The sequence below is a fragment of the Sphingomonas sp. FG14 genome, from assembly GCF_057809675.1.
Genome location: NZ_JBMDKK010000008.1, coordinates 1 through 19,883, shown reverse-complemented (window position 1 = coordinate 19,883; position 19,883 = coordinate 1). Strand labels below are relative to the sequence as shown.

Annotated in this window: 22 protein-coding genes and 1 pseudogene; 6 read left to right on the top strand and 17 right to left on the bottom strand. The window is 66.8% G+C overall.

Annotated elements, in window-relative coordinates; genetic code table 11:
• Window positions 1-41: 41 nt before the first annotated feature.
• Window positions 42-2,621: a DNA mismatch repair protein MutS gene (gene mutS, locus ACODTA_RS19690; RefSeq protein ID WP_489067988.1), complete on the bottom strand. Its 2,580-nt coding sequence runs from the start codon at window positions 2,619-2,621 to the stop codon at window positions 42-44.
• Between the two features lie 239 nt (window positions 2,622-2,860).
• Between mutS and ACODTA_RS19685 the strand changes: the two genes are divergently transcribed.
• Window positions 2,861-5,125 carry an NADP-dependent malic enzyme gene (locus tag ACODTA_RS19685; RefSeq protein WP_489067752.1) on the top strand — a complete coding sequence of 755 codons (2,265 nt, stop codon included), beginning with the start codon at window positions 2,861-2,863 and terminating at the stop codon, window positions 5,123-5,125.
• Window positions 5,126-5,271: 146 nt separating this feature from the next.
• Here the strand turns inward: ACODTA_RS19685 and ACODTA_RS19680 are convergent, their stop codons facing one another.
• The gene (locus tag ACODTA_RS19680) at window positions 5,272-5,739 is read right to left on the bottom strand and encodes an outer membrane protein assembly factor BamE (RefSeq protein ID WP_489067750.1); all 468 of its coding nucleotides are present in this window, start codon (window positions 5,737-5,739) and stop codon (window positions 5,272-5,274) included.
• A gap of 128 nt (window positions 5,740-5,867) precedes the next feature.
• On the opposite strand from ACODTA_RS19680, the gene ACODTA_RS19675 reads away from it, so the two are divergent.
• On the top strand, window positions 5,868-6,392 hold the full coding sequence (locus tag ACODTA_RS19675) for a ubiquinol-cytochrome C chaperone family protein (RefSeq protein WP_489067748.1): 525 nt from the start codon (window positions 5,868-5,870) through the stop codon (window positions 6,390-6,392).
• Window positions 6,389-6,925 (top strand): YceD family protein, encoded by a 537-nt coding sequence (locus ACODTA_RS19670; RefSeq protein WP_489067746.1) that lies wholly within the window; start codon window positions 6,389-6,391, stop codon window positions 6,923-6,925. The genes ACODTA_RS19675 and ACODTA_RS19670 overlap by 4 nt, the downstream gene beginning before the upstream one ends.
• A gap of 14 nt (window positions 6,926-6,939) precedes the next feature.
• Here the strand turns inward: ACODTA_RS19670 and ssb are convergent, their stop codons facing one another.
• From ssb to ACODTA_RS19650, 4 genes are all read right to left on the bottom strand, one after another.
• Window positions 6,940-7,512, bottom strand: a complete 573-nt coding sequence (gene ssb / locus ACODTA_RS19665) for a single-stranded DNA-binding protein (RefSeq protein WP_489067744.1) — start codon at window positions 7,510-7,512, stop codon at window positions 6,940-6,942.
• 9 nt (window positions 7,513-7,521) lie between these two features.
• Window positions 7,522-9,372 carry a ferrous iron transporter B gene (gene feoB, locus ACODTA_RS19660; RefSeq protein WP_489067742.1) on the bottom strand — a complete coding sequence of 617 codons (1,851 nt, stop codon included), beginning with the start codon at window positions 9,370-9,372 and terminating at the stop codon, window positions 7,522-7,524.
• Window positions 9,369-9,617: a FeoA family protein gene (locus tag ACODTA_RS19655; RefSeq protein ID WP_489067740.1), complete on the bottom strand. Its 249-nt coding sequence runs from the start codon at window positions 9,615-9,617 to the stop codon at window positions 9,369-9,371. The genes feoB and ACODTA_RS19655 overlap by 4 nt, the downstream gene beginning before the upstream one ends.
• A 111-nt stretch (window positions 9,618-9,728) precedes the next feature.
• Window positions 9,729-10,394, bottom strand: coding sequence for a COQ9 family protein (locus tag ACODTA_RS19650; protein ID WP_489067738.1), 666 nt, complete (start codon window positions 10,392-10,394; stop codon window positions 9,729-9,731).
• 107 nt (window positions 10,395-10,501) lie between these two features.
• On the opposite strand from ACODTA_RS19650, the gene ACODTA_RS19645 reads away from it, so the two are divergent.
• Entirely contained in the window at window positions 10,502-11,065 is a 564-nt protein-coding gene (locus tag ACODTA_RS19645; protein ID WP_222991664.1) for a urate hydroxylase PuuD, read from the top strand.
• On the opposite strand, the gene ACODTA_RS19640 is transcribed toward ACODTA_RS19645, so the two are convergent.
• Window positions 11,059-11,943 carry a DMT family transporter gene (locus tag ACODTA_RS19640; RefSeq protein WP_489067736.1) on the bottom strand — a complete coding sequence of 295 codons (885 nt, stop codon included), beginning with the start codon at window positions 11,941-11,943 and terminating at the stop codon, window positions 11,059-11,061. The genes ACODTA_RS19645 and ACODTA_RS19640 overlap by 7 nt on opposite strands.
• Before the next feature lie 104 nt (window positions 11,944-12,047).
• Between ACODTA_RS19640 and ACODTA_RS19635 the strand changes: the two genes are divergently transcribed.
• A complete protein-coding gene (locus ACODTA_RS19635) occupies window positions 12,048-13,124 on the top strand; it encodes an alkene reductase (protein ID WP_489067734.1) in 1,077 nt (358 codons plus the stop codon).
• A gap of 12 nt (window positions 13,125-13,136) precedes the next feature.
• Here ACODTA_RS19635 and ACODTA_RS19630 read toward each other — a convergent pair whose 3' ends face one another.
• From ACODTA_RS19630 to ACODTA_RS19600, 7 genes are read right to left on the bottom strand one after another with little or no spacing between them, the layout of a single operon-like run.
• Window positions 13,137-13,820, bottom strand: a complete 684-nt coding sequence (locus tag ACODTA_RS19630) for an ATP12 family chaperone protein (protein WP_489067732.1) — start codon at window positions 13,818-13,820, stop codon at window positions 13,137-13,139.
• Window positions 13,817-14,041: a hypothetical protein gene (locus ACODTA_RS19625; protein WP_489067730.1), complete on the bottom strand. Its 225-nt coding sequence runs from the start codon at window positions 14,039-14,041 to the stop codon at window positions 13,817-13,819. The genes ACODTA_RS19630 and ACODTA_RS19625 overlap by 4 nt, the downstream gene beginning before the upstream one ends.
• Window positions 14,038-14,697: an HAD-IA family hydrolase gene (locus ACODTA_RS19620; protein WP_489067728.1), complete on the bottom strand. Its 660-nt coding sequence runs from the start codon at window positions 14,695-14,697 to the stop codon at window positions 14,038-14,040. The genes ACODTA_RS19625 and ACODTA_RS19620 overlap by 4 nt, the downstream gene beginning before the upstream one ends.
• 10 nt (window positions 14,698-14,707) lie before the next feature.
• Complete coding sequence (locus ACODTA_RS19615; protein ID WP_489067726.1) at window positions 14,708-15,310, bottom strand: FMN-binding negative transcriptional regulator; 603 nt, start codon at window positions 15,308-15,310, stop codon at window positions 14,708-14,710.
• Entirely contained in the window at window positions 15,310-16,428 is a 1,119-nt protein-coding gene (locus ACODTA_RS19610; RefSeq protein WP_489067724.1) for an RluA family pseudouridine synthase, read from the bottom strand. Before ACODTA_RS19610 ends, ACODTA_RS19615 begins: the two co-directional genes overlap by 1 nt.
• Window positions 16,425-16,799: a fluoride efflux transporter CrcB gene (crcB, locus tag ACODTA_RS19605; protein WP_489067722.1), complete on the bottom strand. Its 375-nt coding sequence runs from the start codon at window positions 16,797-16,799 to the stop codon at window positions 16,425-16,427. Before crcB ends, ACODTA_RS19610 begins: the two co-directional genes overlap by 4 nt.
• A gap of 48 nt (window positions 16,800-16,847) precedes the next feature.
• Window positions 16,848-17,579 (bottom strand): hypothetical protein, encoded by a 732-nt coding sequence (locus ACODTA_RS19600; RefSeq protein WP_489067720.1) that lies wholly within the window; start codon window positions 17,577-17,579, stop codon window positions 16,848-16,850.
• A 174-nt stretch (window positions 17,580-17,753) separates the two neighbouring features.
• On the opposite strand from ACODTA_RS19600, the gene ACODTA_RS19595 reads away from it, so the two are divergent.
• Complete coding sequence (locus ACODTA_RS19595) at window positions 17,754-18,188, top strand: ExbD/TolR family protein (RefSeq protein WP_489067718.1); 435 nt, start codon at window positions 17,754-17,756, stop codon at window positions 18,186-18,188.
• 118 nt (window positions 18,189-18,306) lie between these two features.
• Here ACODTA_RS19595 and ACODTA_RS19590 read toward each other — a convergent pair whose 3' ends face one another.
• The 3 genes and pseudogenes from ACODTA_RS19590 to ACODTA_RS19580 all read right to left on the bottom strand — a co-directional run.
• Window positions 18,307-18,852, bottom strand: coding sequence for a GNAT family N-acetyltransferase (locus ACODTA_RS19590; RefSeq protein ID WP_489067716.1), 546 nt, complete (start codon window positions 18,850-18,852; stop codon window positions 18,307-18,309).
• A 68-nt stretch (window positions 18,853-18,920) separates the two neighbouring features.
• The gene (gene ribH / locus ACODTA_RS19585) at window positions 18,921-19,340 is read right to left on the bottom strand and encodes a 6,7-dimethyl-8-ribityllumazine synthase (protein WP_489067714.1); all 420 of its coding nucleotides are present in this window, start codon (window positions 19,338-19,340) and stop codon (window positions 18,921-18,923) included.
• Window positions 19,340-19,883: pseudogene (locus ACODTA_RS19580) on the bottom strand (3,4-dihydroxy-2-butanone-4-phosphate synthase); the annotation flags it as partial. The gene ribH and the pseudogene ACODTA_RS19580, both read right to left, overlap by 1 nt.

Here is a 19,883-nt window from a genome sequence, read left to right as displayed (position 1 = left end):
AGATAGGAGTTTCAGGAAGGTTCGTCACGCTTTCCAATCGCTCAGCCCTCCTCCGCCAGTCGCTTGAGACCATAGAGCGCCTCGAGTGCGTCACGGGGGCTGAGTGAGTCGGCGTCGATCGCGGCCAACGCGTCGCGCAAGACATCGCGCGCTTCCTCCGGTGCGGCCGCCATCGCGGCGAACAGCGGCAGATCGTCCAGGCCCGCCGCCAGCCCGCCGGTCTGCGCGCGACCCGCCTCCAGCTTCTTGAGAACCGTGCCGGCGCGCGACAGCACCGCTGGCGGCAAACCGGCGAGCTTGGCGACGGCCAGGCCATAGCTGCGATCGGCCGGCCCCGATGCGACCTCATGGAGCAGCACCAGATCGCCCTTCCATTCACGCGCACGGACGTGGTGGAGCGACAGGGCGTCGAGCCGTTCGGCCAGCCGGGTGAGCTCATGATAATGGGTGGCGAAGAGACAGCGGCAGCGATTGACCTCATGCACCGCCTCCACCACCGCCCAGGCGATGGCGAGCCCGTCATAGGTAGAGGTGCCGCGCCCCACCTCATCGAGAATGACGAAGCTGTGTGGCGTTGCCTGGGCGAGGATCGCGGCGGTTTCGACCATCTCGACCATGAAGGTCGAGCGGCCGCGCGCCAGATTGTCCGATGCGCCGACCCGGCTGAACAGCCGGTCGACCAGCCCGAGCCGCGCGCTCGCGGCCGGCACGAAGCTCCCGGTCTGCGCGAGGACCGCGATCAGCGCGTTCTGCCGCAGAAAGGTCGACTTACCGCCCATATTGGGGCCGGTGACCAGCCAGACACGCTCGTGCTCGGACAATCTGCAGTCATTGGCGACGAAGCGTTCGCCGGTACGACCGACCGCCGCCTCGACCACCGGATGACGACCGCCCTCGATCTCCAGGCAGGGATGATCGACCAGTGACGGCCGCGACCAGCCGCCTTCACCCGCGCGCTCGGCGAGCGCCGCGCCCACGTCGAGCCGCGCGAGCGCATCGGCGGTGGCGGCGATCGCATCGCGGCTGGCAAGCGCTTCCTCGGTCAATGCTTCCAGATGCGCGGCCTCGGCCGCCAGCGCATGCGCGCCGGACTGGGTGACGCGCAGCGCCAGTTCGTGCAGTTCGGGCGCATTGAAACGGACGACGCCCGCCAGGCTCTGACGATGGGTGAAGCCCGAATCCTGCGCCATCAGCGCGTCGGCGGATTTGGCCGGCACCTCGACATGATAGCCGAGCACGCCGTTGTGGCGGATCTTGAGTGTCGCGATGCCCGTCTGGGTGCGGAAGCGCGCTTCGAGAGCGGCGATGGCGCGGCGGCCGTCGCCGCCGATGCCGCGCAATTCGTCCAGCGCGGCATCATAGCCTTCAGCAATATAGCCGCCCTGCGCGGCGTCGATCGGTGGGGCGGCGACCAGCGCGCGCGACAGATGCTCGACCAGCGCGCCATGACCGTCGAGCCGGGGCAGCAGATCGGCGAGCAGCATGGGCGGATTGGCGAGCCGCCCCAGCCGCTCGCGCAACATCCGCGCCTCGCCAAGGCCGTCGCGAAGCTGACCCAGGTCGCGCGGGCCACCGCGCCCGGCCACCAAGCGCCCCAGCGCCCGCCCGATATCGGGCAGGGCCTTCAGCGCCACGCGCAGCCCCTCGCGCTCGTGTGGATCGTCGAACCAGAAGGCGACCAGATCGTGACGCGCCTCGATCAGCCCGCGTTCGGCGAGCGGCGCGCCCAGATCGGCCGCAAGCAGCCGCGCGCCCGCGCCGGTGACCGTCCGATCGATCGAATCGAGCAGGCTGCCGGCCCGCCCGCCACCCTGTGCCTGCGTCAGCTCCAGGCTTTCGCGCGTCGCCGCATCGATCATCATATGCGCGGTCGGCGCGCGCCGCAGCGGCGCTTGCAGGAAGGGCAGGCTGCCCTTGCCGGCATGGTCGAGATAGGCGACCAGCCCGCCCGCCGCGGCGAGCTCCGCGCGACCGAATGCGCCGAAACCGTCGAGCGTCGCGACGCCGAACAGCGATTTCAGCCGCGCCTCGCCACGTACGCTGTCGAAATCGCCGCGCGGGCGCGAGAAAGCGCCGTCTGGCCAGTGATCGGCATTTTCCGACACGATGATCTCGGCGGCGCCCAGGCGCGCCAGTTCGGCCCCCAGGCTTTCGGGCGCGATCTCGGCGACCTCGAAACGCCCCGTCGAGATATCGGCGGCGGCGAGCCCCAGCATGCCACCCGCCTCGCCCAATGCGACCAGCCAGTTGGCCGCGCGCGCATCGAGCAGCGTCTCTTCCGTCAGCGTGCCCGCCGTCACCACGCGGATGATCGCACGTCCCACCAATGCCTTGGATCCGGCGCGCTTCTTCGCCTGTTCGGGGGTCTCGATCTGATCGGCCAGCGCGACGCGATGCCCCGCCTTGATCAGCCGCGCGAGATAGGCTTCGGCCGAATGCGCGGGAACGCCGCACATCGGGATCGGTCGCCCGTCATGTTCGCCGCGCGCCGTGAGCGCGATATCGAGCGCCGCCGCCGCGATCTTCGCGTCGTCGAAGAACAGTTCGAAGAAATCGCCCATCCTGTAGAAGAGCAGGCAATCGGCGGCGTCGGCCTTGAGCGCCAGATATTGCGCCATCATCGGCGTCGGCTGGCTGGCGGCGGGAGCGGGGTGCTTGGTCATGCGAACCGCCGCTGATACCGGCTTCGCACCGCTTTGCCAAAGCCGCTTTTTGGCGCGATCGGGATCAAATGAGCCGGGCATGAAACGACAGGTCGTTGAAAGCCGGAATCATGCTTTGGATCAGGCGCCGAAGCGCTTTCGCCTCGGCCGATCACGTTCTATGGCACCCATGAAACGATATGAACGGAAGGCAGAGCATGAGCGAAGGAAGCAACGTCAAATTCTCGGAAGCGGAGGCGCTGCTCTTCCACTCCTACGGCCGTCCGGGGAAGATCGAGATCATCGCATCCAAGCCGATGGCGACGCAGCGCGACCTGAGCCTTGCCTATTCCCCCGGCGTCGCCGTTCCGGTCCGCGCGATCGCCGACGATCCGGGCACTGCCTATGACTATACCGCCAAGGGCAATCTGGTGGCGGTGATCTCCAACGGCACCGCCATCCTCGGCATGGGCAATCTGGGGGCGCTCGCGTCGAAGCCGGTGATGGAAGGCAAGGCGGTGCTCTTCAAGCGTTTCGCCGATGTCGATTCGATCGATCTCGAGCTCGCGACCGAGGATCCCGATGCCTTCATCAACGCGGTCGCGCTGCTCGAACCGAGCTTTGGGGGCATCAACCTGGAGGATATCCGCGCGCCCGAATGCTTCATCATCGAACAGGCGCTGAAGGAGCGCATGAACATTCCGGTGATGCATGATGACCAGCACGGTACCGCGATCATCACCGCCGCCGGCCTGATCAACGCCTGCTACCTCACCAATCGTTCGATCAAGGACGTGAAGGTGGTCGTCAACGGCGCTGGCGCCGCCGCGATCGCCTGCACCGAACTGGTGAAGGCGATGGGCGTGCCGCACGACAATGTGTTGATGTGCGACCGCCAGGGCGTGATCTACCAAGGCCGCGAAACCGGCATGGATCAATGGAAATCCGCCCACGCCGCCAAGACCGACCGGCGATCGCTGGCGGAAGCGCTGGACGGCGCGGACGTCTTCCTGGGCCTGTCCGCCGCCGATGCGCTCAAGCCCGAGATGGTGATGAAGATGGCGCCGCAGCCGATCATCTTCGCCATGGCCAATCCCGATCCCGAGATCACGCCGCCGGCCGCCAAGGCCGCGCGCCCCGACGCGATCGTCGCGACCGGCCGTTCGGACTATCCGAACCAGGTGAACAACGTGCTCGGCTTCCCTTTCATCTTCCGTGGCGCACTCGACGTGCGCGCCACCGCGATCAACGAGGAGATGAAGATCGCCGCCGCCGAGGCGCTGGCCGAACTCGCGCGCCAGCAGGTGCCGGAAGAGGTCGCGCTGGCCTATGGCGGCCTCGCCCACAGCTTCGGCCCCGATTACATCATCCCCGCCCCCTTCGATCCGCGGTTGATGGAGATCGTACCCGCCGCCGTCGCGCAGGCCGCGATGGATTCGGGCGTGGCGCAAAAGCCGATCCTCGACATGGCGGCCTATCGCCAGTCGCTGCGCGCGCGACTCAATCCGACCACCTCGGTGCTGACGCTCGCTTATGAAGCCGCGCGCGCGCGGCCGAAGCGCGTGCTGTTCGCCGAGGGCGAGGAAGAGACGGTGCTCCGCGCCGCGATCCAGTTCCGCGACGGCGGCTACGGCATTCCCGTGCTCGTCGGCCGCGAACAGGTCCGCGATCGGCTGCGTGCGATGGGCGTCGACGATCCCGACAGCTTCGAGGTGCACAACAGCGTCAATTCGCCGCTGGTGCCCAAGATGGTCGAGCATCTCTACGAGCGGCTGCAGCGTCGTGGCTTCCTGAAGCGCGAAGTCGAGCGGATGGTGAACCGCGACCGCAACATCTTCGGCGCGATGCTGCTGACGCTGGGCGAGGCCGATGCGATGATCACCGGCACGACGCGCACCTATGCGCAGACGATGCGCGAGCTGCGCAAGGTGATCGATCCGCGCGCGGGCGCGACGCCATTCGGCATCCATGTGCTGGTGGGGCAGACGCATACGGTGTTCATGGCCGACACGACGGTCAACGAGCGGCCGACCGCCGAGGAACTGGCGGACATCGCCGAAGGCACGGCGGCGGTGGCCCGCAAGATGGGCCACGAACCGCGCGTCGCCTTCCTCTCCTATTCGACCTTCGGCAACCCGCCGGGCAACTGGCTGGAGAATCTGCGCGAGGCCGTGGCGATCCTCGACGCGCGCGGCGTGAGCTTCGAATATGAAGGCGAGATGGCGCCCGACGTGGCGCTCAATGCCAAGGTCATGAGCAATTATCCGTTCAGCCGCCTGTCCGCACCCGCCAACGTGCTCATCATGCCCGGCCTGCAATCGGCCAATCTCTCAGCCAAGCTGCTGCGCGAACTCGGCGGAGACCATGTCATCGGGCCGATGCTGGTCGGCATGGACAAGCCGGTTCAGGTGGCCACGATGGCGTCGACGGCATCGGAACTGGTCACGCTCGCCGTGCTCGCCGCCAGCGATATCGCCAGCTAGCAAGGTTCCTCCTCGATACCGCCCCAGCGAAAGCTGGGGCCCATACGCTCTTCGAACGGCAGTGTAGCCGGGCACATCGCATGGGCTCCAGCTTTCGCTGGAACGACGGCAGGGTTTCAACCTGGCGACCTAACGCCAGGTTCGGATTATTGCGGTGCGCCGCCCGCGCCGGGAACGCCCACCGCGCCGATATTGCCGAACAGCTCCTGGAAGAAGCCGCGATGGCGGCCCAGCGTCGGCGTCTTGTCACCCATTGGCGAGATCGAGACGATCTTCTCGAGACCGGCCTTGTCGACCGCAGCCACGTTGCCGGCCTTGTCGAATCGGACGTGGAGGATCGTCTGCTCGGTCGGCTTGGGCTGGGCAAAGGCAAGCTGGCGCGTCTGGCGCGAGACATAGTACCAGTCATTGGAATCGAACTGGCCGACAAAGGTGGGGCCGCCCAAGGTCGCCTGCACCGAATCGCGATTGTCGACGCCGGGCTGGATGCCGTCGACCAGAACCTGATCGACGATATAGCCCTGATGGCCGCGGACACGGGTGCAACCGCCCGCCATGAGCAGCGCTCCAACGGCGGCCACCGCCGTCAGCCCCTGCTTCGTCAACACCGCCATCAAGCCTTCTCCTTGCGCGCCACGCGGACGCGCGCCATTAAAAGCCGCGTCCGCTGCCTCAATATGCGCTCGGATCACGCCCGGCAAGGGCAGCGGGGCACCAAGCCCAAACAGGAGTTCTCGATCGCGTGTCGTTTCTAAGCCGCCTCTTCAACCGCAGCAGCGGTCGCGACACGCTCGCCCCGCTCTACGCCGCCATCGTCGCCGAGGCACGCAATCCCTATTGGTATATCGAGGGCGGCGTCGCCGACACGATCGACGGACGGTTCGACATGGTGGCGGCGATCCTTTCGATCGCGCTGGTGCGCCTGGAACGCGAAGACGACGACGGCGCGGCGAACGCAGCCTTGCTCACCGAAACCTTCGTCGACGACATGGACGGCCAGCTTCGCCAGCAGGGCATCGGCGACGTCGTCGTCGGCAAGCATATCGGCAAGATGATGAGCGCGCTGGGCGGCCGGCTGACCGTCTACCGCCAGGGACTGACCGGGACCGGCGACCTGCCCGACGCGCTGCGGCGCAATCTTTATCGCGGCACCCCGCCCTCGGAAGAAGCGCTCGCGAACGCGACCATGCGGATACGGACGATCGCCGATGCCGTGAATGAGGCACCCGTCGATCGGTTGCTGTCCGGCGTGCTGGTTCAGCCATGAACGCCCCCGAATTCAGCCGGATATTCCGCCGCGACGAGATCGGCGAACGCCCGCGCGAGGTGCGGATTGAAGCCGACGCCCCCGAACGCGCCGCACTGGCGCGGCGCTTCGACCTGCAGGCGCTGGATGCGCTGACCGGAACCGCGACGATCACACAGACCGCCGCCGGCATCCGCGCCAGCGGCCGAATCGCCGCCAGGGCGACACAGAGCTGCGTCGTGACCGGCGAGGCCGTCCCCGCGATCATCGACGAACCGTTCGAATTGCTGTTCGTGGAGGAAAGCGCGCTGGCGTCGGACGCGGAAGAGATCGAGTTGTCCGCCGCCGATTGCGACGTCATCGGCTATGACGGCCAGGCGATCGATCTGGGCGAGGCGCTGGCGCAGACGCTGGCGCTGGCGCTCGATCCGTTTCCCCGGGCGCCCGGCGCGGACGCGGCGTTGCGTGAAGCCGGAGTGCTGAAAGAAGAAGAGGCCGGCGCGTTCGGTGTCCTCGCCGACCTCAAGAAAGCATTGGAAAAAGGGCGGGACTGACCCTTCAGCAGGGTTCAGAACGGAACATCGTCATCCAGATCGCTATCGAATGCCGATGGGCCACCACGGCCACCGCCCGAGGAGGATCCGCCCGAACCACCGCCATAGCCGCCACCCGACGAACCACCGCCGCCGCCCCAGCCGTCGTTCGAACGGCCACCGCCACCGCCACCGCCGCCGCCGAAACCGCCGCCGCCGCCATAGCCGCCACCCGAACCACCGCCCGAGCCGCCTTCTTCACGGCCGCCGAGCAGGACGAGTTCGCCACGGAAGCGCTGGAGCACCACTTCGGTCGAATATTTGTCCTGACCGTTATTGTCCTGCCATTTGCGCGTCTGGAGCTGGCCTTCCAGATAGACGCTCGATCCCTTGCGCAGATACTGCTTGGCGATCTTGCCGAGATTCTCGTTGAAAATCACGACGCGATGCCATTCCGTCCGCTCCTGACGGTTGCCATCGCGATCGTTCCACCGCTCGGACGTGGCGACCGAGAGATTGACCACCTCGCCGCCATTGTTGAGCGAGCGCGCTTCAGGGTCGGCGCCCAGATTGCCGACCAAAATAACCTTGTTGACGCTGCCCGCCATGAGATTCTCCTATAGACCGAGCGCCGTGGCTAACCAGAAAGTCGCACCGGCGGCAAGATAGGCCAGCGCGAAGAGATAGCCGAGCGCGAAGATCGGCCATTTCCACCCATTGGTTTCGCGGCGCATGACCGCGATGGTCGACAGGCATTGGGGCGCGAAGACGAACCACATGAGGAAGGCGAGCGCGGTGGGCAACGACCAGCGCCCCTGGAGCTGGGTGCCCAGCGAGCGTTCGGTTTCCGCCTCGTCATCGCTTTCGATCGAATAGACGGTGGCCAGCGCCGACACCGCGACCTCGCGCGCCGCCATCGCGGGAATCACCGCTAGCGCCATCTCGTGATTGAAGCCGATCGGGCGCACCACCACTTCAAGCCCCGAAGCGATGCGCCCCGCGATCGAATATTCGACCTGGCTGCGTCCCTCCGGCGCGACCGGGAAGCTGAGCAGCGCCCAGAGCGCGATCGTCACCATCATGATGATCGTGCCCGCGCGGCGGAGGAACACCCAGGCGCGCTGCCACAATCCGATCGCGACATCGGCGAGGTTGGGCATCTGGTAGCGCGGCAATTCCATCATGAAACCGCTCGGCGCGCCCCGCGCCACGGTCTTGCGCAGGATGAAGGCGACCGCGACGGCGCCAAGCACCCCGGCCAGGTACAGGCCGAACCAGATCAGTCCCTGAAGGCCGATGCCCCAGCCCAGGTCGCGCGCGGGAATGAACGCGCCGATGATCACCGAGTAAACCGGCAGACGCGCCGAACAGGTCATCAGCGGCGCGATCAATATGGTGGTGAGCCGCTGCTTCGGATCGTCGATCGTGCGCGTCGCCATGATACCCGGAATCGCGCAGGCGAAGGAAGAGAGCAGCGGAATGAAGGCGCGGCCGTTCAGGCCCACGCCCGCCATCAGCCGGTCCATCAGGAAGGCCGCGCGCGCCATGTAGCCCGACGCTTCCAGCAGCAGGATGAAGAAGAACAGGATGAGGATCTGCGGCAGGAAGACCACGACCGAGCCGACACCCGCGATCACGCCATCGACGATCAGCGATCGCAGGAAGCTGTCGGGCAATGCCGCCGTCACCCAGGCCTGCGCCGCGGCGAACGACTCCTCGATCCAGCCGATCGGCGCTTCCGACCAGGCGAAGACCGCCTGGAACATCACGAAGAACAGCGCGACCAGGATGAAAAGCCCGGCGACAGGATGGAGAACCACCGAATCGATCAGATGAGTGATCCGCCGCACCGGCGTTTCGGAAATGGTGGCCGCGACCGAGAGGGCGCGCGCGCGCCGCTGCAGCGACGCGATGTCGGCTGGCTCCGCCGAGACGGCCGGCTGCGAGGCACCGTCACCCAGCACCGATGCCAGCGCGTCGCGCAGTTCGTCCATGCCGCGCCGGCGCACCGCCACGGTCGGCACCACCGGCACGCCGAGTTCGCGCGACAGCGCCTGCGGATCGAGCACCAGCCCGTCGCGCTCGGCCATGTCGACCATGTTGAGCGCCACGACCATCGGCACGCCGAGTTCGCGGAGCTGGAGCGCGAAGCGCAGATGATTGTCGAGATTGCCGGCATCGACCACGACGATGAGCGCGGCGGGGCGGCGTTCGCCCTCCTGCGCGCCCATCACCACATCGCGCGTCACCGCTTCGTCGGGGCTCGACGGGGTGAGGCTGTAGGTGCCGGGCAGATCGACCAGTTCCACCGGCCGGCCGTCGGCCAGCGCCATGCGTCCCGATTTCCGTTCTACGGTGACGCCTGGATAATTGCCGACCTTCTGGCGCGCGCCGGTGAGCGCATTGAACAGGGCGGATTTGCCGGCATTGGGATTGCCGACCAGAGCGACAAGCGGCGCCGGATTCATGGCCGGCCCCGCTGGATCACCGAGATCGCCGCCGCGTTGCTGCGCCGGATCGCCACGGTCATGCGACCGACACGACAGGCGATCGGACCGCGCCCGAGCAATCCGCTGCGATGCCAGACCTCGACCGCGACCCCCTCGCCAAAGCCGAATTCCCGCAGTCGCCGTGCCTCGGCATCCGAAAGGGCAGTCCAGTCGATATCGGCGATGTGCGCGGGTTCGCGCAGTGGCAATTGATCGAGGCGCAAGATGATCCGTCCGCTTATGTCCTGCGACTGATTATCAATAACGTGCAGGAAAGGCCAGCCCCGGCGACGCGCGGCCGGAAAAGACGGATGAGGCTGTTTTATCGCGTGTCTTCAGATCGCCGGATAACGCAGCCGGCCGATGAAGCGCGAAAGGCTGGGCAGATGATCGCGCCGCGCGAGCAACCGGCCCTTGGCGCGCTCGAACCGCATGATCCCGTCGATACGGCGATCGAGAAAGGCGCGGGTCTCCGCCAGGTCCTCGCTGTCGTCGTCGAGCATGACGAGCGTCGTGCCACCATAAACACCCGAAAGGATCGCGCGCTTGCTGTAGTGATTATAATCGGTCGCAGTATCGCCGGCCAGGCGCCACATCGCATCGGCGGCGCGCCAGCCGAGCTGCATGCCGCGCCCCAGATTGGCGGGCATGGCGAGAATGGCGAGCGCGCGGCGCAGCGCATCGCGATGCGGCGCCACCACCGCGATCCGCGCCATCACCAGCGCGGCGATGCGATCGCGGATCTTCATCGCCGCAAGCGCCGACGTGGGCAGCGACGACGCCATCGCGACATCGACCGCGCCGAACCAGCCGTCGATCATGTCGACCGCGCCGCCGGGAAAGGCGAGCGCCGCGATATCGGGATCGACGCCAGCTTCCTCGGCGGCTCGCGCCAGCGCGGCGGTGCTCCAGCCGTCGAATCCCGCATGAACCGCGATCATCGGCGCCAGCGCGGCGCGGATCTCGTCGAGCGTTGGATCAGGGGGAAGCTTGGTCGTCATCATTCTCCAATGCGCCCCGCATCACGGCACCGCAAGCCCGTGACACCGCGATTCGCGCATGATAGCCTTTGTTTCTTCAAGGGGCGAAAATAGGGGGACGGTGTCAAATGGCGAAATTCTTCGGAAATCTGAACGCGGTGCTCGCCGTCGGCGTATTGCTGATGCTGGCCGTGCTGTTCGGCGTGCAGGGGATGTTCGACAATAATTTCTTCTGGCGCTTCCTGCACGTGATCTGCGCGATCATGTGGATCGGCCATCTCTATTATTTCAACTTCACCCAGATCCCGACGATGCCGAAGGTACCGGCGGAGCTGAAACCGGGCGTGTCCAAATATATCGCGCCGGCGGCACTCTTCTGGTTCCGCTGGGGCGCGGCCGCGACGGTGGCCACCGGCCTCGTCGTCGCGATCCAGGCAGGCTATGCGCATCAGGCGTTCACGCTGCAATCGCCGTTCCGCACAATCGGCATCGGCATGTGGCTGGCGCTGATCATGGCCTTCAACGTGTGGTTCGTGATCTGGCCGGCGCAGAAAAAGGCGCTGGGCCTGGTCGAGGCCGACGATGCGACCAAGGCGGCGGCGGCGACGCGCGCAATGATGTTCTCGCGCACCAACACGCTGCTGTCGATCGCGATGCTCTACTGCATGATCTCGGCCGAATCGGGTTACTGAGACGTTGGACTTCGGGAGGCGGCCGGCCGATCCGGCCGCCTCACCAGGACCAGCGCGATCGCCACGGCGACCGCGCCGACGAAATCGAGCAATCCCAGGCGCTCGCCATAGATCAGCCAGCCGATGGTGGCGGCGATGACGGGTTGGACGAGCAACACCAGGCCGACGACGATCGGCTGGAAATGCACCATCGCATAAGTCAGCAGTCCCTGGCCGACCACCTGGCTGACCAGCGCCAGCATGATCAGCGGCGTCCAGTCCGTCGGCAGGATCTTCTCGCCGAGCAGGCTTGCCATGGCGAGCAGCGGCAATATGCCCGCCATGGTCGAGAGGATCAGCGCGCTCCACGAGCCGAGCGTTCCGCGCACGCGCGTCATCGCGACCAGATAACCGGTGTAGAGCAGGCCGGCGAGCAGGCAGAGGAGATCGCCGATCAGATTCTCCGCCGACATTTCATAGGATCGCCCCATCAGCAGCGCCGCGCCGAACGCCGCGAGCAGCAGCGCCACCGCCTGGCTGCGATTGGGCCAGGCGCGCGCCATGATGAAGCCGTAGATCGGGAACAGCAGGATGCTGGCATTGCCGAACAGCGTCGCGTTCGCCAGCTTGGTCTGGTGGATGCCAAGATGCCATGCCCCCAGGTCGAGCGCGAAGAAGAGGCCGGCAATCGCCAGCGTCACCCACAGGCCGGCGCGCATGCGCGAAATCCGCTCACGCGACAGCCCGAGCATGATCAGCAGGAAGGGCACGGCCAGCGTGACTCGCCAGAAACCCGCCGCCACCGGGCCGACATCGGACGCCCGCACGAGCAGCGGACCGAAGGCAAGGCACAGATTGCTACCGAGCAGCGCCGCGAAGGCGAAGCGCGGCGGCGCCATTTTTCCACTTGGTGTCGCGACAGAAAAACTTGGAGGATCGGCCTGATGCATGGCGCCCCATAACGCCCTATGTCCACGCAGTCCCGTTTCAAAAAGGAACTGATATGCCAAGCCTGTTCGACCCCATCCAGCTCGGCGCGATCGAGGCGCCCAATCGCATGCTGATGGCGCCGCTGACACGCGGCCGGTCGAGCCGCGACCATGTGCCGTCGGAGATGATGGCGACCTATTATGCACAGCGCGCCAGCGCCGGCCTGATCATCAGCGAGGCCACGGGCATCAGCCAACAAGGCCTGGGGTTTCCCTATGCCCCCGGCCTGTGGACAGACGAACAGACCGAGGCCTGGAAGCCGGTGACGGAGGCCGTACACCGCGCCGGCGGGCGGATCGTTGCGCAGCTCTGGCACATGGGGCGGATCGTCCATCCCAGCTTCATGGACGGCGAACTGCCCGTTTCCTCCTCACCCACCACCGCGCCGGCCCATGCGCACACCTATGACGGCAAACAGCCATATGTGGAGGCACGGGAACTGGGGCTGGACGAGATTCCCGCGCTTCTGGAAGACTATGTCCGCGCTGCGCGCAATGCACGGAAAGCCGGTTTCGATGGCGTGCAGGTCCATGCCGCGAACGGATATCTGATCGACCAGTTCCTGCGCGACGGCACCAATTTCCGCGACGACGACTATGGCGGCAGCCCGGAGAACCGGATCAGGCTATTGCGCGAAGTGACCGAGGCGGTGGCGGGCGAAGTCGACGCCGACCGCACGGCGGTGCGCCTTTCCCCCAATGGCGATACCCAGGGCGTGATCGACAGCGATCCGGCCAGCGTGTTCGTGCCCGCCGCCGCCGCGCTCTCGAAGATCGGCATCGCCTTCCTCGAACTGCGCGAGCCCGGCCCCGACGGCAGCTTCGGCCGCACCGAACAGACCAAGCAATCGCCCGCGATCCGACGCGCTTTCGAGGGGCCGCTGGTCCTCAATTCCGACTATCGCGCCGACGATGCCCAGGCCGTGCTCGACAGCGGCGTCGCCGACGCGGTGTCCTTCGGCCGTACGTTCCTGGCCAATCCCGACCTGCCGGCGCGTTTCGCCAAAGGCCTGCCGCTCAATCCCGACGTGATGGCGACATGGTATGGCCGGGGGCCGGAAGGCTATACCGACTATCCGGCCGCTTCCTGAACGAGCCGCCGCTCAGCGAAGCAGAGACAGGAAGGACGCCGCGGCGATGAAATCGACGCGGCGCGCCTCCAGCGCCTGAGCGGCGAGGGCGTCCTCACCCCAGCGCTCGGCCTGCCAGCTTTCATCGACGGTGATCGCCGACCAAGCCTGATCGGGCGCCACCGCCTCTTCCGCCACCGCGAGCGCGGTGACAAGCGATCCGGAAATGGTGACGAGCGGCGACAGGCCGGCCAGCGCGAACGGGTCGCGCGCGACCGTCGCCGCCGACAGCCTGTCCAGCGTCGCCTCCGGCTGCGGCCGATGCACGATCCCGGTGGTGACGGTGAAGGCGACATCATAGCGCGTCGCCGCCCAGGCCAGCAGCGGATCCCATGCTTCCGCCTGGCGATAGACCAGCGTTTCAGGGCCATCGGCGCGATAACAGAGCAGGTCGCTCTCGCCATAGACGGAGAGCCCGCGCGCAAAGGCCTCGGGATCGGCTGCGACCCGATCGATCGCGGCATTGGAGAGACCCGTGAAGCGCATGGTGCGCGGATCGATCTGGTCGCCCTGCTCCGCCCATTCGCGCGCGATCGCTTCCGCCAGCGCTGTCGTCGGCGCGATCAGCGGCGCCCGCCCCGGCGTGCGCACCGGCCGGCCGTCTAGCGCGATCCCGCCGTCGGGGGTCGCGGAAACCGCCTTGTAGAAACGCTTCATTCCCCGCGCGGGCTCCGCCAGCGGCGCGCGAGCACGCGCGGCACGATCAGGAAATCGGCTAGGCCGATCAACACCAGCACATAGCCGGCAACGGGCGGGATGGCGCCAATCCGGCCCGAAACCGCCATCAGCCCGACGACGAGCATCGCCACGCCGGTCAGCCGCATCGCGCCGATCGCGAAGAAGCGATTGCGCGCCAGCGTATCAGGATCGGTGCTCATGCCAGTTCCTCCAGCAACGCCGGGATATCCGCGGTCAGCGCGGCGATGCGGTGTGCGCCGGCCAGGGTGAGTTCCTCGGGCGGGTGATAGCCCCAGGCGACACCGACCGCATGGGCATCGGCGGCGCGCGCCATGACCATGTCGAAGCTGGTATCACCAATAACGACGGTCGTCTCCGGCGAAGCGCCAGCCTCTGCGATCGCCGCCGCCGCCATCGCGGGATGCGGCTTGGAAGGATGACGATCGGCGGTCTGCAAGGTGACGAAGCGCCGCGTCAGCCCATGATGTTCCAGGCAGATCGCCAGCCCGCGATCCGATTTGCCCGTCGCGACGCCGAGCAGCCAGCCGGCATCGTCGAGTGCCGCGATCACGTCGGCGATGCCGTCGAACAGCGGCTCCTCCACTTCGCCGAGCCCGCGCATCCGATGAAAGGCGGACTTGTATTCGGCCGCGAGCATGTGGTGCGTGTCCATGTCCGCCTCCGGCAACAGCGCCCGCATCGCCTCGACCAGGCTGAGCCCCACGATACGCCGTGTGGCGGCGCGTTCGGGCGGATCGAGCCGCGCGCGCATGAAGCATTCCTCCATCGCGCGGCAGATATTGATCTGGCTGTCGACGAGCGTGCCGTCACAATCGAAGATGGCGAGACGGTTCATATCGCGGCTTTCATAGTGGCAGATGGCGCATCAGATGCGCCATCGCGCGCTTGCCCGACGCGTCCAGCCCGTCGGCCGCCGCCAGGCGCGCGGCATCGGACTTGTTCTGGCCGAGCTTGCGCGTCCCCCGCCAGGCCTGGATCTCCAGCGTATAACCGGTGATCGCACCTAGCATCTTGTGGAGCGTATCCGGGTCCATCTTGGCGCGCGTCCAGGCGGGCTTGGGCTCCAGCCGCGCCTCGTGCTCGGCGGACAGTCGATCGATCTGGTCGAGCAGCGCATCGCGATCCATTTTCACGATGCGCCCCTCAAGTTCGACGGCCAGATAATTCCAGGTCGGCACCTGATCTTCCACTCCGTACCAGTCCGGGCTGACATAGGCATCAGGGCCATGGGCCGAAAACAGCGCGGTCGCGCCGTCGAGATGGCGGGCGATGCCGTTTCCGCGCGAGACGTGGAAACCGATTCGGTCCTCCGCAACGAAGATCACGGGCACATGCGCGGCGCGCGGGCCGTCGGGCGTCGCGGCGAACAGCGTGCCGAAGCCGATCTCTGTGACGAAATCGCGCATCGCGGCGCGATCCTCCCAGCGGAATTTGGGATCGGGATGCATCAGCCGCGCTTTTCCCCCGTACGGCTGCGGCCACGGCGTTCGCCCTTGCGCTCGCGGCGCTTGTCCTTGGCGACCGCGGCCGCCTTGCGACGCTTGCCCTCGGTCGTTTCGGAAAACTTCACCTCGTCGAACGGCAGCGCCTCGGCAAGCAGCGGATCGAAGCCCAGCGTCGCGACGCTTTCCGCGAAGTGGCTCGGCAGGTCCGCCGACACGTCGACATGGCCGCCATCAGGGTGATCGACGCGGATGCGCCGCGCATGAAGGTGCATCTTGCGGCTGATCCCGCCGGAGAGGAACGCTTCCTTGCCACCATATTTGCCGTCGCCGACGATCGGATGGCCGATCGCCGCCATATGAACGCGCAACTGATGGGTGCGGCCGGTGAAGGGCTGGAGCTCCACCCAGGCGGCGCGGTTGCCCGCGCGCTCGATGACGCGGTAGCGCGTCCGCGACGGCAGCCCTTCCTTTTCGTCAACATGCATTTTCTCGCCGCCGGTGCCCGGCTGCTTGGCGAGCGGCAGTTCGATCATGCCATCGTCGATCGACGGCACGCCGATGACGAGCGCCCAATAGACTTTCCGCGCCGTCCGGCTGGAAAACGCCTTGGCGAAATGCGCCGCCGCCCGCGCGCTGCGCGCGAGGAGGAGCGCGCCCGAGGTATCCTTGTCGAGCCGGTGAACCAGCTTGGGTCGTCCCTCCGCCTCGAACTGGAGCGCATCGAGCAGCCCGTCGAGATGCATTTCGGTCTTGGTGCCGCCCTGGGTGGCGAGGCCGGGCGGCTTGTTGACCACGATCGCCTGACGGTCGCGATGGATCACCAGGGCTTGCGCGAAATCGATCTGGTCCTCGCTCAGCGGCGCACGCTGGCGCCGCGCCGGCGCGGCCGCCGGCTTGGGCGCCTCGGCCGGGGGCACGCGCAACACCTGGCCCGCCTCGATCCGGTCACCCGGCGCGGCGCGCTTGCCGTCGACGCGCAACTGGCCGGTCCGCGCCCAGCGCGAGACGAGGTTGAAGCTGACATCGGGCAGATGACGCTTGAACCAGCGATCGAGCCGGATCCCGTCGTCATCGTCGCCGACGGTGAATTGCCGGACATCGGCGGAAACGGTTTCGTTCATGCGAATCCCCTGGCCAGTGCGAGGCCGATAAAGAGAGCGGCGACCGATCCCACGACCGAGACGACCGCATAAAGCGCGGCGGTGCCGATGCTGCCGCGTTCGATCATGTTGGCAACCTCCAGGCTGAAGGCGGAGAAGGTGGTGAAGCCGCCAAGAACGCCGACGCCGAGCAGCAACCGCCATTCCTCCCCGGAAACGAACCGGCTGACCAGCCCGGCAAGCAGACCCATGGCGAAGCCGCCGGCCAGATTCACCGTCAGCGTCCCCCAGGGATAGCCGGGGCCGAGCACGGCGAGCGATGCCCGGCCGACGCCGTAGCGCGCGCCCGAACCGAGCGCGCCGCCCAGCATGACGAGAAACAGATGGATCATGGCGCTGCGCTTAGCGCAGCGGAGCCCGGCTGGAAAGGAAGCGGCGGATCAGCGCCCGTTATTGGCGATCAGGTCGACCTCGGTTCCGCCGCCGGCGCGCGCGCGCGCGATCACGATGAAGGCCCCGTCATCCTTGCCGCGCGTGCCGCCCAGCATATGTTCGCCGCCATCGACGCGATGTTCGGCGGTGAAGCCGCCGCGCACCGCCTGGGTATAGTAGAAGTCGAGCACCGTCTGGAGCGCCGCGCCGCTGGTGAAGCTGACGGCACGGCAACCGCCGGCATCGCTGCCCGCGGCCTCCGTCACCCGCGCCTGCGGAAAGAGCGGCAGATCGGCCGGCAACCGGGTCGCCCAGGTCTGGCTATAGCCGAGTTCGGCGCCACAGCTCTGGCCGGTGCGCCGGGCCTGCTGGCTGGCGAGGGCGCCGAGCGTCATCGGCGTTTCGGGCGCGTGCATCGCCACCGCCTTTGGCGCGGCAAGCAGCTTGCCGGTCCCGACATTAGCCGTAGCGGGGCCATCTGCGGGCACGGGAGCGCGCATCGGTTCGGCCGGCGGGCGGACGCTGTCGCGGTTGGCCTGCGCGCTCAGCGAAGGATCGACCATGATCTGGTCTTCGAGCGACGCGGCAAGCGCGGGATCGACGTCCTGTGCATTCACGGCGTTGCCGGCAAGGCTGCGGTCGAGCGCATTGAGCGCCTGATCGTTCTTCTGACCGCCACCGCCGCATGCGGCGAGCGCAAGCGCGAACAGCGGGCTCAGCCGGATTGCGGACGAGGTCATGACAATGCTCCTTCGCCCGTCCTTCTGGCGCAGCCGAGGTTAAAAATCCCTGTAAAACATCGTTAATTCCTGAATTTTTCGTTAAGATCTGCCCCAATATGGATCAGCTCGCGAACACTCGACACGCGCTTCTCGCGATGATATGTGATTATATCACATAACGAGGAGGTGGATATGAGGAAGCTTCACTCAACCGCGATCGCAGAGCCCCGGCTGCTGCAGGATCTGAACATCACGCCGCTGATCGACGTGATGCTCGTGCTTCTCGTGATGTTCATCCTGCTGATCCCGATCCAGTTCCACGAGGTACCGCTCGATCTGCCCGGCCAAAGCAAGGTGCCGCTCAGCGAACGGCCGGTGGTCCGGCTGAGCATCGGCGCGGACAATGTCGTGCGCTGGAACGGCAGCGCGGTCGGCGAGGACAGCCTGCCCGGCCGCTTCCACGGACTCGTCACCGATCCGGCCCAGCCCGTCCTGCAGATCGCGGCGGACGGTGCCGCGCGCTACGAGATATTCGATCGCACGCTGGCGGCGGCGAAGAAGGCGGGGATCACCCGGCTCGGCATGGTCGGCAACGAACAGTTCGTGAGCGCGATCGCGGCGCGCTGAGCGCTGGCACCCGCTTCGCGTCTTCGCGCGAGAAAAGGCAGCTCATGCGGAGACGCGGAGACGGTTCACTCGCCTGGTGTCATGCCAGGGCCTGGCGCGACCATGCTGCACCTGAAGCCTACAGATTGTTTTTCCGCGCCCGCCATTCGTCGGCGCTCTGCCCCCAGACATCGACAGAGGCTTCGTGATACGGCTCGGGCATCCGCGTCGGCCCCCGATTGACCGATCCGAGACGCGTGGCCAACGCGATCGATCCGGCATTCTCGGGATCGATGATATGGATCACATCGGTCCAGCCCAGGATCTCGAAAGCATAGTCCATGCTCGCGATCGCGGCTTCATGGGCATAGCCCCGCCCCGCGAACTCGCGCGAGACACCCCAGCCCACTTCATTGGCCGGCCACCCGTCGGGACGCCACGGCCCCACGCGGCCGACCCAGCGGCCGGTGCCGCGCTCGATCAGCGAGAACATCGCGAAGCCCGAAATCTGCCAGGCGCCGGCCATCGCGCACAAGCCGCGCCAGGCGACCGAGCGGGGCTGGACACCGCCCAGGAAACGCATCGTCTCCGGATCGGCGTGGAAATCGACCCAGGCGTCGAAATCGTCGCGCGTCGGCGGACGCAGGATCAATCGCTCGGTTACGAGCAGCGGTCCGTTGAACATGGCGTCCTCCCGATCAGCGCGCGAAAGGATGGGACCGATCGGCCCCGCCCCCGCAAGGGAGGATGCGTCTAGCCGAAACGGCCGCGTAGCGCGAGCATCGCGATTGCGGCCTTGGCCGCCTCGCCACCCTTGTCCTTTTCACTGCGGCGCGCTCGCGTCAGCGCCTGCGCTTCGTTCTCGACGGTCAGGATGCCGTTGCCGATCGCAAGGCCGTCGAGCGTCAATGCCATGATACCGCGCGCGCTTTCGTTGGAGACGATTTCGAAATGATAGGTCTCGCCACGGATCACCACGCCGAGTGCGACGTAGCCGTCATAGCGGCCACTCTCCGCCGCCAGCGCGATCGCGCCGGGCACTTCCAGCGCACCGGGAACGGTGACGGTCTCATGGGCATGCCCGGCTTCCTCAAGCGCGGTGCGCACGCCTTCGAGCAGAAGGTCGTTGAGATGGTCGTAGAAACGCGCCTCGACGATCAGAAACTTTGCCATCATGCCGCTCCCTTGCAGTCGATCGGGTGCTCGCCGACGATCGATAGGCCATAGCCGTCCAGGCCGACCAGAGTGTGGTGGGTGTTGGTGAGCAGGATCATGTCCTGCACGCCCAGTTCGGTCAGGATCATCGCGCCGACGCCATAGTCGCGCAGTTCCTCCATATCGGGCGTGGGCAAGCCCGCCTTTCGCAGCACCGCCGTGGTGAAGGCGTCATTGCGCTGGCGGTTGATCACCACCACCACGCCGGTGCCCTGCGCCGCGATGATCTCCATCGATCGTTGCAGCATCGTACCGCGATCGCCCGATTCGCCGAACAGGTCTCCAAAGGGCGAAAGCACGTGCATGCGCACCAAAGTCGGCTGCTCGGGATCAATCCGTCCCTTGACCAGCGCGATCTGCTCGGTGCCCGTCGCCTTGTTGTAAAAGGTCATCGCGGTCCAGTCGCCGCCCCAGCGGCTTTCGAAGCGCGCCTCGGCCTTTTTCTGGACGAGATGGTCGTGCTGGCGGCGATAGGCGATGAGATCGCGGATGGTGCCGATC

Coding starts and splice junctions, on each gene's coding strand:
- ACODTA_RS19650 (WP_489067738.1), bottom strand. CDS start 10,394: ATGACGACCAAGCTTCCCCCTGATCCAACGCTCGACGAGATCCGCGCC.
- crcB (WP_489067722.1), bottom strand. CDS start 16,799: ATGATCCATCTGTTTCTCGTCATGCTGGGCGGCGCGCTCGGTTCGGGC.
- ACODTA_RS19615 (WP_489067726.1), bottom strand. CDS start 15,310: ATGCATCCCGATCCCAAATTCCGCTGGGAGGATCGCGCCGCGATGCGC.
- mutS (WP_489067988.1), bottom strand. CDS start 2,621: ATGATGGCGCAATATCTGGCGCTCAAGGCCGACGCCGCCGATTGCCTG.
- ACODTA_RS19670 (WP_489067746.1), top strand. CDS start 6,389: ATGAACGCCCCCGAATTCAGCCGGATATTCCGCCGCGACGAGATCGGC.
- ACODTA_RS19590 (WP_489067716.1), bottom strand. CDS start 18,852: ATGTTCAACGGACCGCTGCTCGTAACCGAGCGATTGATCCTGCGTCCG.
- ACODTA_RS19630 (WP_489067732.1), bottom strand. CDS start 13,820: ATGAAGCGTTTCTACAAGGCGGTTTCCGCGACCCCCGACGGCGGGATC.
- ACODTA_RS19685 (WP_489067752.1), top strand. CDS start 2,861: ATGAGCGAAGGAAGCAACGTCAAATTCTCGGAAGCGGAGGCGCTGCTC.
- ACODTA_RS19645 (WP_222991664.1), top strand. CDS start 10,502: ATGGCGAAATTCTTCGGAAATCTGAACGCGGTGCTCGCCGTCGGCGTA.
- ACODTA_RS19620 (WP_489067728.1), bottom strand. CDS start 14,697: ATGAACCGTCTCGCCATCTTCGATTGTGACGGCACGCTCGTCGACAGC.
- ACODTA_RS19600 (WP_489067720.1), bottom strand. CDS start 17,579: ATGACCTCGTCCGCAATCCGGCTGAGCCCGCTGTTCGCGCTTGCGCTC.
- ACODTA_RS19625 (WP_489067730.1), bottom strand. CDS start 14,041: ATGAGCACCGATCCTGATACGCTGGCGCGCAATCGCTTCTTCGCGATC.
- ACODTA_RS19640 (WP_489067736.1), bottom strand. CDS start 11,943: ATGGCGCCGCCGCGCTTCGCCTTCGCGGCGCTGCTCGGTAGCAATCTG.
- ACODTA_RS19610 (WP_489067724.1), bottom strand. CDS start 16,428: ATGAACGAAACCGTTTCCGCCGATGTCCGGCAATTCACCGTCGGCGAC.
- ACODTA_RS19635 (WP_489067734.1), top strand. CDS start 12,048: ATGCCAAGCCTGTTCGACCCCATCCAGCTCGGCGCGATCGAGGCGCCC.
- ribH (WP_489067714.1), bottom strand. CDS start 19,340: ATGGCAAAGTTTCTGATCGTCGAGGCGCGTTTCTACGACCATCTCAAC.
- feoB (WP_489067742.1), bottom strand. CDS start 9,372: ATGAATCCGGCGCCGCTTGTCGCTCTGGTCGGCAATCCCAATGCCGGC.
- ACODTA_RS19595 (WP_489067718.1), top strand. CDS start 17,754: ATGAGGAAGCTTCACTCAACCGCGATCGCAGAGCCCCGGCTGCTGCAG.
- ssb (WP_489067744.1), bottom strand. CDS start 7,512: ATGGCGGGCAGCGTCAACAAGGTTATTTTGGTCGGCAATCTGGGCGCC.
- ACODTA_RS19680 (WP_489067750.1), bottom strand. CDS start 5,739: ATGGCGGTGTTGACGAAGCAGGGGCTGACGGCGGTGGCCGCCGTTGGA.